This is a genomic window from Peptoniphilus genitalis, from assembly GCF_023614525.1.
Taxonomy (GTDB): domain Bacteria; phylum Bacillota; class Clostridia; order Tissierellales; family Peptoniphilaceae; genus Peptoniphilus_A; species Peptoniphilus_A genitalis.
The window spans coordinates 1,492,270-1,504,878 of record NZ_CP097885.1; the positions used below are offsets into that span (position 1 = coordinate 1,492,270).

Here is a 12,609-nt window from a genome sequence, read left to right on the forward strand (position 1 = left end):
TTATAAAAAGTTATGACGTTATAAATCATAATCACTTTATAAAAAAATATGAAGTCATAAGATTATTTGAGTACACAAAATCTTAAGCAATAGAAATTTTTAGACAAAGAAAAAAGACCTCTTTTGATATTTAATCAAAGGGGTCTTTATTTTTGCCTTATTAATTTTTTTATACTTTCTTCTCTCTCCTTAAGGTTGGAGTTAATATTTAAGAGCTTGGACTTAAACTTCTTTGACTCTTCAAGGACTTTTAAGTTGGCAAGTCTTTCAGACTCGTTAAGACCATTGAAGTAGTCACTTAAGTTATCGTCAATGACTTCATAAACTTTGTTGAGGGCATTAGAGCCATGAGTCAAATGATTTAGGGTCAAGATTAAATCAATTGCAAATAGGATGCCGAAAAAGATCACTAGTAAATCAAGAATCCTGTCGCTTGATAGGGACAAGGAGAAGAGCAAAATTGGTGTGAGCTTCTTGACGATTAAAATATTTGCAAGGCCAAAGATCAAGAGGCCATAGAGGCAAACCCTCCTCTTAATTTGGAAGGGGTAGTTGGAGTAGTCCCACCAACGCTTGTGGAAAAATTTTTCCAAGAGGTAGCCAATTATGTACTCAATTAAGCAGGACAAGAAGGCTGAGTAAATAAAAATCTCAAGGCTTGACTCGAAGTTCTTCAAGACTCCAAAGGAAAGGCTGGCTCCCAAACCATAGATGGGGCAAATGGGTCCCAAGAGGAAGCCCCTGTTGTGAATTTTATCTAGCTCAATGGCAGAACAAGGGAAGGTCTCCCAGAACCAGCCAAGGAAGGAGTAGATAAAAAATATTAAACAAAATTCTTGGTATCTCATGGTCTCACCAACCCAACTTTTACAGGTATACCTCTTAGGGTTTCAGCAAGGGACACGTACTTGTCAGAGTAAGTGACAATCCAAGATTCCAAGTACATTGGGGGAAGGGGAGTCAAGGGAAACATGTGCTTGATTATTATATCCCTTTCAATCCTGTTAAGCTTTAGCTCGGACTTGGCATTTCGGTAAGCCTTCATGGGGTGGGTAAAGCCATGAATACATCTTTCTCTTTTGCCGTCGTGCCAGTCGTAGAGAAAGTAGTCGTGGAGGAGGGCGCCCCTAATCATTGAGTCCATGTCCACATCTAAGTTATATTTTTCTGCTACTTCAATAGACTTTTTCGCAACAGAAATAACGTGTTCGTAGACAGTGGTGTCTCCATGTTGTATGAAGTTTTTTGTTTCTAGAAATCTCGTGTTCTCACTTAAGAATTTGATAATTTCTTCTAATTTTTTTATGTTTTCCATTTTTATCTCCTGAACTTATTTTAAACTAAAAAAGTAAAAAAAGTTCAAAGTTTTCTTTAAATTTTTATTTAAAAAATTGTTTTTATATTCTTGCCTAAATATATATTGTAAAAATTTTGCAAAAAAATAAAAGCCATACAAGTATGACTTTTATATTCTACTAAAATTTTGTTTCCATGTAAATTCTATTTTTTCCTTCAGCCAAGACATCTTTAACTTCTTTTAATTTTTGTCCTTCCTTGTCAAAGATTAGGACTGATGTTATCTTGTCGATTTCTCTATCGAGGAGTCCATATCTCTTCTTGATTAAGTCGATTTCTTTAGGATCTCTTGTTGTGAACTCGTAAGATGTGTCCTCTTTTCTATTTAGGATAGTTGGTTTTGCTGATGTCATGTTTAGGAAGTCTACAAGAGATTCTGGGCTTAGGGAAGCCTTGATTTTATCAAGGGGAAGGTCAGTGATCTCCTCTTCGTGTAAAGTTACTTGCCTTCTTATGTCTTCAAATTTAACTCTTGTGTTTAAGTCGCCTGATGTCCAAGGATTATTTTTTAGGGAAGTGATAAGGTCAGGGTAATTGCCAGTGCTTGCAATTTTATTTTCGATTTCTGATTTTTCTTCCTTAACTTCCTCTTTAACTTTTTCTTTTACAGCTTCAGTCTTTTCTTTTGCTTCTTCTTTGACTTCTTCAGCCTTAACTTCAGCTTCCTTCTTTACATCATGAGCCTTATCTTTAACTTCTTCTTTAACCTCTTCAGTCTTAACTTCAGCTTCCTTCTTTACATCTTGAGCCTTTTCCTTGACTTCTTCTGTAACTTTTTCAGCTTTGGATTCAGCTTTTTCTTTTATCTCTTTAGCTTCTTTTTTAACTTCTTCAGCCTTAGCTTGAGTTTCAACTTTAACTTCTTTGGCTTTAGCTTGGACTTTTTTGCTTTCTTTAGAGATTTCTTCTTTAACCTCTTCAGTCTTAACTTCAGCTTCCTTCTTTACATCTTGAGCCTTTTCCTTGACTTCTTCTGTAACTTTTTCAGCTTTGACTTCAGCTTTTTCTTTTATTTCTTTAGCTTCTTTTTTTACTTCTTCGACCTTGGCTTTAGTTTCAGCCTTCACTTCTTCAGCCTTAGCTTCTGCTTTTCTCTCAAGCTTCTTAGCCTCGGCTTCAGTTTTTTCTTTTACTTCTTCTGTAACTTTTTCAGCTTTGGATTCAGCTTTTTCTTTTATCTCTTTAGCTTCTTTTTTAACTTCTTCAGCCTTAGCTTGAGTTTCAACTTTAACTTCTTTGGCTTTAGCTTGGACTTTTTTGCTTTCTTTAGAGATTTCTTCTTTAACCTCTTCAGTCTTAACTTCAGCTTCCTTCTTTACATCTTGAGCCTTTTCCTTGACTTCTTCTGTAACTTTTTCAGCTTTGACTTCAGCTTTTTCTTTTATTTCTTTAGCTTCTTTTTTTACTTCTTCGACCTTGGCTTTAGTTTCAGCCTTCACTTCTTCAGCCTTAGCTTCTGCTTTTCTCTCAAGCTTCTTAGCCTCGGCTTCAGTTTTTTCTTTTACTTCTTCAGTCTTTTTCTTTATTTCATCAAGAGCTGAGCTTGTATTTTTCTTTTGACGTCTCTTCTTGCCGCGGTCCTTTTTCCTTGATCCATCGTAGACTTCCTTCTCCTTAACTTCAGTTAGCTTGCTAGCAGAAGTTTTTTCAGAAGACTTTGCCTCACTCATCTTATGTAGGTCCTCTTTTTTAGAATTATTTTTAGCTTTACTTGATGAGTCAATAGATTTTTGACCCTTGCCTCTCTTATTGACAATGGACTTTCTCCAGAAAATCAAGCAAACGATTACAATGACGGCAATTATATAGTGTATGCCCTTCATATTAACACCTCCAATTTATTAACATTATACCACTTAATTATCAAATGACTACTTTAATTGTATAAAATTTTAAAAAAATTACAAAAATAAAAAAGACCCGATGGCTCGAGTCTTAGTTATAAAATATAATTTTTAATTTTCTATTGATTTAGGATGTCTATTTTCAATTTTTTCTCTCACTATGCCAACCACATCCCTAACTTCACGAACTCCCAACTTGTAAAGGCAGAAGACGTAAACTAAAGCGGCAATAAAGACTACTAGCATTAAGAAGACCAATCTTGAAAGAGTTTGGACTCCGCCAGATGTTAATGCCATGATTAGTTTTTCGTAAGGGAAGTATGCCAAAGTTATTGCTCCCATGACAAGTGATGCCATTACAGTTTTTATAAGGGCCTTGATATAGGATCTTGTTCCAAGATTTCCAATTTTTTTCTTTAAAAGTATAAAGGAAATAAAAACTGCAATTGTTGTTGCAATTGAAACTGATGCTGCCAGTCCATTAGTACCAAAGTGTCTTGCCACTAAGAGGTTGAGACCAACGTTAATAATTACGTTAGTTACACCAACATAGAAAGGAGTCTTTGTGTCGCCAATGGAATAGTAAATCCTATTTAAGACGTTGATAACAGAAATTGAAATAAGTGAAAGGGAGTAACATCTTAGAGTTGATGTTGCTGCCACACCATCAGCCGCAGTAAAGGAACCACGGACAAAGGCAATTTCTATTATAGGTCTTGCCAAGATAATTAGACCTACAGTTGCAGGAACAGTTATAAATAAAACCGTCTTAACCGATGCATTCATAACTTTTTTACCAAGCTTCATGTCGCCAGATCCCAAAGTCCTTGTTAGGATAGGGAAGACTATGGCAGTAATAGCTGTGATAAAAATACCAATTATCATGGTATTCATCTTGTTTGAATAATATAAAATTGATGCTGCACCTTGGCCCATGCCTGATGCAAGGTTTCTATTTACAATTGTGTTAATGTCATTTACTGATACAGAAACGAAAACTGGAAGGGCAAGGACAAGAGCTTCTCTCACATACTTATCTTGGAAGTCTGCCACAAGCCTTGGTCTGTAACCAATTTTCATTGCGTTAGGTAGTAGGAAGATGAATTGTGCCAAGATACCTAATACTGATGCTATTGTAAGTCCTATAATCCCAACGTGGTGGGAGAAGAGGGCAAGGTAAACTATATAAGTTAAGTTAAGGGGTATTGCAATGGCACCTGTTGCTGCGAACTTGCCACCGTGTTGGAGGTAGCCTTCCATTACACCAACCCAAGATGAAAATAAAACTACGGGCATTCCAACTTGTATTAACTTAACAACAATTGCATAGGTTTCGGGATCAGCTTGTGATGCAGATAAAAGTGCAATTTGATTTGGGAATAAAATCCCAAGAATAATTAGGACAAAGGACACAAGGGAAGTAACCATTAAGAGGTTGTTAGTAAAATAATTTTTCCTACTTGGTCCATGGTCGCTCTCTGCCTTTTGGGCAGAAGGTATATAAGTTGTTGCTATTGCTTGAGTGACAAAGCTTGCTATCATTGCTGTGGCTGCTTGAGCAAGAGAAAAGGCATCCATTTCTTTGCTGGCACCAAAGACATAAGCTGTAAGTGACTCTCTAAAGAATCCAAAGACCTTACCCACTAGAAGGAAGCCAGTGATGGCTAGGGTGGACTTTGCAATTCGTGAGCCTGCGCTACTTTTATTTTCCAAATTTAAAATCTCCTTTGTAAGTCTTATCAAATTATAATTTGTTTGAATTTTTATGTCAAGTAAGGTTATTTTCTAGACTTTTAAAGGATTTTATTTTTGTGTTATCATATATAAGATAGCTTTCAAAAAATAAATTTTTATATAAAGGAGGAAAAATGAAAAATAAAAACTTAATAAAAAAAGTTACGCCCTACTTTTATAAGTACAGGTTCACACTTTTTCTAGATTTATTTTGTGCAGGCCTAACAACTGCCAGCGAAATGATTCTTCCACTTATCTTAAGGGCTCTTACCAACAGGGGGATGAAGGACCTTGCATCTATTAGCTTCGACTTCATCATGAAGCTTGCCCTTATATATTTAGGAGTTAAGACAGTGGAAGTTGTTGCCCAATACTTCATGACATCAATTGGTCACATCATGGGTGCCAAGATCGAGACTGACATGAGAAGGGACCTTTACTCCCATCTTCAAACCCTCTCTGACACCTTTTACAACGAGACCAAGGTTGGAGTCATTATGTCAAGGATCACCAACGACCTTTTCGACATAACCGAGTTCGCCCACCACTGCCCAGAAGAATATTTTATTGGAGTCATAAAGATAATTATTTCCTTAATAATTCTTTTACACTTCAACGTAAAGATGACTCTTTTAATTTATCTCATGATTCCACTTATGATTTACTTCTCTGGTCACTTTAGGAACAAGATGCGCAAGGCACAAAAGGATCAAAGAGTCCACGTTGGTCATCTGAACTCTGCCATTGAGGACTCCCTACTTGGCATAAGAGTGGTCAAGTCCTTTGCCAAGGAAGACCTTGAAAAGGAAAAGTTCACTCATGAGAACAACAAGTTCTTGGGCATAAAGAAGAGATACTACAAGTCCATGGCTGGCTTCAACACAATTAACAGAATTTTTGACGGCCTCATGTACCTCATCTTAATTGTATCTGGGGGTTACTTCCTCATGAAGGGAGAAATTGGTCCCGAAGACTTAATTCTTTATGTAATGTATGTTCAATCACTTCTTGCAACTGTTAGAAGAATTATTGAATTTACAGAGCAATTCCAAAAGGGAATGACAGGGATTGAAAGATTCTCAGAAATTATGTCTATTGAGTCTGACATCAAGGACAAGGAAGATGCCATTGAAATAAAAAGTCTAAGGGGCGAGATTATTTTTGACCAAGTAGACTTTTCTTATGGGAAAGGAGAAGAAAAAGTCTTAGAAGATTTTTCAGTTCACATTTCTCCTGGACAAAAGCTTGCCATAGTTGGACCAAGTGGGGCAGGCAAGACTACTATTTGTAATTTGATTCCAAGATTTTACGACGTAGACAAGGGCTCAGTAAAAGTCGACGGACTTGACGTAAGAGATGTTAAGATAAAATCTCTTAGGGAGAACATTGGAATAGTTCAACAAGACGTGTATTTATTCTCTGGCTCAGTTAGGGACAACATTGCCTATGGCAAGGAGGGAGCAAGTGATGCCGATGTCATAAGAGCTGCCAAGCTTGCAGGGGCCTACGACTTTATAAAAAGTCTCCCAGATGGTTTTGACACCTATGTGGGCGAACGTGGAGTGAAACTTTCTGGTGGACAAAAGCAAAGAATTTCTATAGCTAGAGTTTTCTTAAAGAATCCACCAATTTTAATCTTAGACGAAGCCACTTCTGCCCTAGACAACAAGTCAGAAGTTGTTGTTCAAGACTCTATAGAAAAATTATCCAAGGGAAGGACTACACTTACAATTGCTCACAGGCTAACAACAGTTCAAAACGCAGACTTAATCATCGTGATGACAAAAGATGGAATCGTGGAAAGAGGGACTCACAAGGAACTAATGGAAGCAAAGTCCTACTATTACAACCTCTACACCAAGGGTGGTAGGTTAGAATAATTTTTTCAGGGTAAAACTTTACTAAGATGTAAAGAAAACTTGCGAGGTGAATTATGAAAGATTATATAGAAATAATTAAGAAGAGAAGATCCTACTACAACTTGTCAGAAGATGTTGACCTTACAAATGAAGAAATAAAATATCTTGTTGAAGATGTAATGAACATAACTCCGTCACACATGAATTCAGAGACAAGTAGGATCGTCCTACTCTTCGATGACAAGTCCAAGGATTTTTGGACTAGGGTAAATGAAAATTTTGACAAGTCTATAAATAAAGAAAAGTTCCATGGTTTTTATCACGCTAAGGGGACAGCTCTCTTCTTTATAGATATGAATGAAATTTGGGATCAAGAAATAAATATGGCATCCTACAGAGATTATTTTGAAACCTGGGGACATCATTCAGCTGCTATGCTTCAATTAAATCTTTGGCAAGCCCTAAGGGATGAAGAAATTGGTGCCAGCATCCAACACTACAACCCTGTAATTGATGAGTGGGTTAAGGAATTCTACGACCTTCCAGAACATTGGGAGCTTGTGGCACAAATGCCTTTTGGAAAAATTGAAGAAGAGCCAGAGGCAAAGGATAAAAAACCAATTGAAGGAAAATTATTAGTTATTGAATAAGAGCTAGGTCCAAGGACCTAGTTTTTTATTTGCCTTTATTCCTTGTGATAAGGAAAACTTATGCTTATAATTAACTTATCAGGGGAGCGCATGCTGAGATTAGGTTTATCCTTAAACCCTATGGACCGGGACAGGTAATGCTGTCTAGGGAAGGCTGCCTCTATTTGTAGAGGCTTTTTTTATTGGAATTTTTATAAGGAGGTTAAGATGAAAATATCAGTAGCAATACAAATCCTACCTACTACTAAGGAAGGAACAACTGAATCTGTTGTCCAAGTAGTTGATAGGGTCATAGAATATATTCAAAGCGAAAAAGTTGACTATGTAGTCACTCCCTTTGAAACAGTTATAGAGTTAGACGACTTTGACAAGGCCTTTGAGATCTTAAAGAACTGTGTGAAGTTAGCGGGAGAAATTTCAGAACAAGTTGCTTGTTACTCCAAGACCTTCTATTCTGAGAAAGGAATTTTAACAATTGAAGAAAAAACAGGCAAGTATCAAGGATAATATCTCAGCAGCTTCTTTGATAGTAATTATTTTAGTCCTTTGGCACTTTGCAACAACCTATGGTGGGGTATCGGCCTTTATGCTGCCCAAGCCACTTGACGTTGTCAAGGCCTTTGTAAATGACTTTCCAACAATTTCATCTCACATGGGGACAACTTTGACAGAAGCCTTTTTAGGTCTATCTGTTGGTGTGACTTTAGGCTTTCTTGTGGCACTACTAATGGATTTATCAGACACACTTTACTCTGCCTTTTATCCAATTTTAGTAATTAGCCAGACTGTTCCTACAGTTGCCATTGCACCCCTACTTGTCCTTTGGATGGGTTATGGCGTTATGCCAAAGATCGCCCTAATTGTAATTGGAACCTTCTTCCCAATTGCAGTTTCACTTCTGGAAGCCTTTAAGCAAGTTGACCCAGACAAGACAAAACTTCTAAAGGCCATGGGAGCAGGCAAGTATGAAATTTATAAGTACATTAAATTTCCAGAAAGTCTTACAAACTTTTTTGCGGCCTTTAAGATTGCTGTTTCCTATTCAGTTGTAGGTGCAGTTATTGCCGAATGGCTAGGTGGCTACAAGGGACTGGGAGTATATATGATAAGAGTTCAAAAAAATTACTCCTTTGACAAGATGTTTGCAGTTATATTTTTAATTTCGGCAATTTCACTTATCTTGATGAAGTTAGTTAGCTTCATCCAAAGAAAGGTTATGCCGTGGACGGAGGCAAAATGAAAAATTTAAGAAAATTATTGATTTTAATTCTTGTTGGACTTTTTCTAACAGGATGTGGCAAGAAAGATGATACAAAATCAGAAGAAGCAAAAAATCTTCCTAAGGAAAAGGTAAGCTTCCTACTAGACTGGGAACCTAACGTAAACCACGCAGGTCTTTATGTTGCTATGGACAAGGGCTTCTTTGAAGAAGAAGGCATTGAAGTAGAAGTAAACCAACCACCAGCTAATGGTGCTGAAGCTTTAGTTGCATCAGGTAAGGCTGACTTTGGAGTATCTTATCAAGATACAATTGCACCAGCTTTTGCCAGCGACGAACCACTTCCAGTAACAGCTGTGGCAGCTATTATTAATCATAACACTTCAGGAATTATTTCCTTAAAGGATAAGGGAATTGAAAGACCTAAGGACATGGAAGGATACAACTATGCAACTTGGGGACTTCCAATTGAACAAGCAATCTTAAAACAAGTAATAACAGATGACGGAGGAGACTTCTCTAAGGTTGAACTTCTTCCAGAAAATGTTGTAAATGCAGTTCAAGCAATTAGTGGTAAGATAGATTCTGTTTGGGTTTTCTTCCAAGTTGATGGAGTTCTTGCAGCAAAGGAAAATGTGCCAATTAATTACTTCGCTTTTAGAGACATCAGTCCAGTTTTTGATTACTACACACCAATCCTTATTGCAAACAACGACTTCTTAAAGAACAAGGAAGATGTAGCAAAGAGATTTATGCGTGCCTTCATCAAGGGTTATGAATACGCAGCAAAAAATCCAAAGGAAGCAGCAGATATCTTAGTTAAGATAAATCCAGAACTTGATAAGGACTTTGTAGAAAAGGGAATGGAATATCTTGCTGACAAGTACCAAGACGACGCAAAATACTTTGGACAAATTGATCCAGATAGATGGAACAATTTCTACCAATGGTTATGGGAAAATAAATTAATCAACAAGGAAATTCCAAAGGACTTTGGATTCACTGATGATTTTGTAAATCCAGAAAAATTAAAATGAGCGAAAAATTAGAAATTTTAAGAGTAGATAATGTTTATAAGTCCTTTAATGACAGGCTGGTCTTAAAGGACATAAACATAAAATTAAATAAGGGAGAACTAGTTTCTCTTGTGGGAGTTTCTGGTAGTGGTAAGACAACGCTCTTTAATATTATTGCAGGCCTCTTAGCACCAGATGAAGGTAAAGTTTATCTTAAGGGGGAAGATGTCACAGGTAAGGCAGGTAATATTTCTTATATGCTTCAAAAGGATATGCTCCTACCTTATATGACAATTATCGACAATGTGTCCCTGCCCCTTGTTCTTCGTGGCAAGAAGAAAAAGGAAGCAAGGGAAGAAGTGCGAGGACTTTTTGGTGACTTTGGACTTGAAGGCTGCCAAGAAAAATTTCCATCACAACTTTCTGGTGGAATGGCACAACGTGCTGCCCTCCTTAGGACCTATGTCTTTTCCAATGAAGTTGCCCTACTTGATGAACCCTTTTCTGCCCTTGATGCAATAACTAAAGCATCAATCCACAAGTGGTACAAAAAAATAATTAGTGAGATTGGAATTTCCACAATTTTTATAACCCACGACATAGAAGAGGCAGTTAAGCTTTCAGATAGAATTTATATCATGGGAAAAAATCCAGGAACTATTATAGAAGAAATACAAATTACAGAAGATTTTCATGAAAACTTTTTCGAGGATAAAAAGTTTATCCAGTACAAAAAGCACATCATCGAAAAGCTCGACAAACTTATATAAGAAGAGGCTTCGGCCTCTTTTTTTATTTATTAATACATTTAAATATATTGCGATTTTGCCTAAGACAATGTTTGCATATTCCTTTAAATTGGATTATAATTTAAATACGTTATTGCAATGATTTATAAGATAAAAGGAGGAAATGGATGCAATATTTTGTAGATTTAAATAGTGACATTGGAGAATCATTTGGTGCCTATAAAATGGGTATGGACCAAGAGATTGTAAAATATGTTACTAGTATTAACTGTGCTTGTGGTTACCACGCTGGCGACCCACTTATTATGGACGCAACATGTAAAGCAGCGGCTGATAATGGAGTAGAAATTGGAGCTCACCCAGGTTATCCAGACCTAATGGGATTTGGTAGAAGGAAATTAGCAGTGACTCCAGAAGAAGCAAGAGCTTATATGCTTTATCAAGTTGGAGCTCTTTCAGCTTTCGCAAAGGCTCATGGCAAAAAACTTCAACACATGAAACTTCACGGAGCATTTTACAACACAGCTTGTAACGATGAAAAACTTGCAAATGCAGTCTTAGATGCAGTTGAAGAATTTGACAAAGATTTAATTCTTATGGTTCTTAGTGGCTCATACATAGCTAAGGAAGGTAAGAGAAGAGGACTTAGAGTTGCCCAAGAAGTTTTCGCTGATAGAGGATACAACGAAGATGGAACTCTAGTTAATAGATCTTTACCAGGAGCTTTTGTTAAGGATCCAAAAGAAGCAATACCAAGAGTTGTTAAGATGATTAAAGAGAACAAGGTAGTAACTGCTAATGGTAAGGAAATCGATATAGTAGCAGATTCAATTTGTGTTCACGGCGACAATCCAGAAGCTCTTGAATTCGTAAAAAATATTCGTGAAGGACTAAAGGCTGAAGGTATTGAAATTAAACCTTTAATTAGTTTCTTATAATTTAGGAGGAAGAAATGAGTAACAATAAAAATAATTTGTCTGTCCTTTTAGGGGCGGCCTTCCTAATGGCAACATCTGCCATAGGACCTGGCTTTATGACACAAACTGCGACATTTACTACAAAAATTGGCGCAGACTTTGCAGCAGTAATTTTAATTTCAATTGTATTTTCTTATATTGCACAACTTAACGTATGGAGAGTTATTGCAGTTTCTAAGATGAGAGGTCAAGACATTGCCAACAATGTACTTCCTGGTCTTGGATATGTAATTGCCTTTTTAGTAGCTCTTGGCGGCTTGGCATTTAACATTGGTAACGTTGGTGGAGCAGGACTTGGACTTAACGTTATCTTTGGTGTAGATGTAAAAATCGGTGCAGCTATTGGTGGAGTTATTGGTATTATACTTTTCTCATCAAAGTCAGCATCTTCTATCATGGACAGAGTAACTCAAGTGCTTGGTGCACTTATGATTATCCTAATTGCTTTCGTAGCAATTAAGACACAACCACCTGTTGGTGAAGCTTTAAAAGCATCTGTTAGCCCAGCCGGTGGATTTAACAGCATTGTTTCTCCAACACTTACACTTATTGGTGGTACTGTTGGTGGTTATATTATATTCTCAGGTGGACACAGACTTATTGATGCCGGTATCACTGGAGAAGAAAATCTTGACCAAGTAACTAAATCAGCATCTCTAGGTATTGGAGTTGCTTTAATAGTTAGAATTTTATTATTCCTTGCTATACTAGGTGTAACTAAGATGGCTGGAGCACAAATTGATCCTGACAACATTGCAGCATCATCTTTCTTAGCAGCTTCAGGCGTTGTTGGTTATAAGATTTTTGGTTTTGTATTTGCAGCAGCAGCCTTCACTTCTGTAGTAGGTGCAGCATATACTTCAGTATCTTTCCTAAAGACTTTATTCAAATTCGTAGCTGATCACGAAAACATGGTTACAATTGCCTTTATCGTAATCTCTACAATTATGTTTATCTTTATTGGACAACCACAAACTTTATTAGTAGTTGTTGGTACACTTAACGGATTTATCCTTCCAATCACACTTGCAGTAATCCTACTTGCATCTAAGAACAAGAAAATCGTTGGCGACTATGTTCACTCTAATGTACTTTTCATCTTAGGTTGGATAGTAGTGGCAGTAACTGCTTTCATGGGAGCACAAACTGTAATCGCAAATATTGGAAAATTATTTGGTTAATTAAAGATATTTTGGCATAAGTAT

The 12,609-nt window shown here is 36.8% G+C and carries 12 protein-coding genes; 8 read left to right on the forward strand and 4 right to left on the reverse strand.

Annotation, left to right across the window (positions count from 1 at the left end; genetic code table 11):
* Positions 1–146: 146 nt before the first annotated feature.
* The 4 genes from M9426_RS07145 to murJ all read right to left on the reverse strand — a co-directional run bounded on the left by M9426_RS07145 (position 147) and on the right by murJ (position 4,913).
* Complete coding sequence (locus M9426_RS07145; protein WP_250341797.1) at positions 147–848, reverse strand: putative ABC transporter permease; 702 nt, start codon at positions 846–848, stop codon at positions 147–149.
* Positions 845–1,315 (reverse strand): HD domain-containing protein, encoded by a 471-nt coding sequence (locus M9426_RS07150; protein WP_250341798.1) that lies wholly within the window; start codon positions 1,313–1,315, stop codon positions 845–847. The genes M9426_RS07145 and M9426_RS07150 overlap by 4 nt, the downstream gene beginning before the upstream one ends.
* Before the next feature lie 160 nt (positions 1,316–1,475).
* Positions 1,476–3,179 (reverse strand): hypothetical protein, encoded by a 1,704-nt coding sequence (locus tag M9426_RS07155; protein WP_250341799.1) that lies wholly within the window; start codon positions 3,177–3,179, stop codon positions 1,476–1,478.
* A 132-nt stretch (positions 3,180–3,311) separates the two neighbouring features.
* Positions 3,312–4,913: a murein biosynthesis integral membrane protein MurJ gene (gene murJ, locus M9426_RS07160; protein ID WP_250341800.1), complete on the reverse strand. Its 1,602-nt coding sequence runs from the start codon at positions 4,911–4,913 to the stop codon at positions 3,312–3,314.
* Between the two features lie 155 nt (positions 4,914–5,068).
* On the opposite strand from murJ, the gene M9426_RS07165 reads away from it, so the two are divergent.
* From M9426_RS07165 to M9426_RS07200, 8 genes are all read left to right on the forward strand, one after another.
* Entirely contained in the window at positions 5,069–6,814 is a 1,746-nt protein-coding gene (locus M9426_RS07165) for an ABC transporter ATP-binding protein (protein WP_250341801.1), read from the forward strand.
* A 53-nt stretch (positions 6,815–6,867) separates the two neighbouring features.
* Positions 6,868–7,443 (forward strand): nitroreductase family protein, encoded by a 576-nt coding sequence (locus tag M9426_RS07170; protein ID WP_250341802.1) that lies wholly within the window; start codon positions 6,868–6,870, stop codon positions 7,441–7,443.
* Between the two features lie 207 nt (positions 7,444–7,650).
* Positions 7,651–7,950, forward strand: a complete 300-nt coding sequence (locus M9426_RS07175) for a thiamine-binding protein (protein ID WP_005956232.1) — start codon at positions 7,651–7,653, stop codon at positions 7,948–7,950.
* Positions 7,919–8,683: an ABC transporter permease gene (locus tag M9426_RS07180; RefSeq protein ID WP_005956190.1), complete on the forward strand. Its 765-nt coding sequence runs from the start codon at positions 7,919–7,921 to the stop codon at positions 8,681–8,683. The genes M9426_RS07175 and M9426_RS07180 overlap by 32 nt, the downstream gene beginning before the upstream one ends.
* Complete coding sequence (locus tag M9426_RS07185; protein WP_250341803.1) at positions 8,680–9,699, forward strand: ABC transporter substrate-binding protein; 1,020 nt, start codon at positions 8,680–8,682, stop codon at positions 9,697–9,699. The genes M9426_RS07180 and M9426_RS07185 overlap by 4 nt, the downstream gene beginning before the upstream one ends.
* Positions 9,696–10,448: an ABC transporter ATP-binding protein gene (locus M9426_RS07190; RefSeq protein WP_195443326.1), complete on the forward strand. Its 753-nt coding sequence runs from the start codon at positions 9,696–9,698 to the stop codon at positions 10,446–10,448. Before M9426_RS07185 ends, M9426_RS07190 begins: the two co-directional genes overlap by 4 nt.
* A gap of 146 nt (positions 10,449–10,594) precedes the next feature.
* Entirely contained in the window at positions 10,595–11,365 is a 771-nt protein-coding gene (locus M9426_RS07195) for a LamB/YcsF family protein (protein WP_005956066.1), read from the forward strand.
* Positions 11,366–11,379: 14 nt separating this feature from the next.
* Entirely contained in the window at positions 11,380–12,585 is a 1,206-nt protein-coding gene (locus M9426_RS07200; protein ID WP_005956180.1) for an NRAMP family divalent metal transporter, read from the forward strand.
* Positions 12,586–12,609 lie beyond the last annotated feature (24 nt).

Bases quoted from the DNA above. Each gene is read 5' to 3' on its own strand.
- M9426_RS07145 (WP_250341797.1), bottom strand. From the start codon at position 848: ATGAGATACCAAGAATTTTGTTTAATATTTTTTATCTACTCCTTCCTT.
- M9426_RS07150 (WP_250341798.1), bottom strand. From the start codon at position 1,315: ATGGAAAACATAAAAAAATTAGAAGAAATTATCAAATTCTTAAGTGAG.
- M9426_RS07155 (WP_250341799.1), bottom strand. From the start codon at position 3,179: ATGAAGGGCATACACTATATAATTGCCGTCATTGTAATCGTTTGCTTG.
- M9426_RS07165 (WP_250341801.1), top strand. From the start codon at position 5,069: ATGAAAAATAAAAACTTAATAAAAAAAGTTACGCCCTACTTTTATAAG.
- M9426_RS07170 (WP_250341802.1), top strand. From the start codon at position 6,868: ATGAAAGATTATATAGAAATAATTAAGAAGAGAAGATCCTACTACAAC.
- M9426_RS07175 (WP_005956232.1), top strand. From the start codon at position 7,651: ATGAAAATATCAGTAGCAATACAAATCCTACCTACTACTAAGGAAGGA.
- M9426_RS07185 (WP_250341803.1), top strand. From the start codon at position 8,680: ATGAAAAATTTAAGAAAATTATTGATTTTAATTCTTGTTGGACTTTTT.
- M9426_RS07190 (WP_195443326.1), top strand. From the start codon at position 9,696: ATGAGCGAAAAATTAGAAATTTTAAGAGTAGATAATGTTTATAAGTCC.
- M9426_RS07195 (WP_005956066.1), top strand. From the start codon at position 10,595: ATGCAATATTTTGTAGATTTAAATAGTGACATTGGAGAATCATTTGGT.
- M9426_RS07200 (WP_005956180.1), top strand. From the start codon at position 11,380: ATGAGTAACAATAAAAATAATTTGTCTGTCCTTTTAGGGGCGGCCTTC.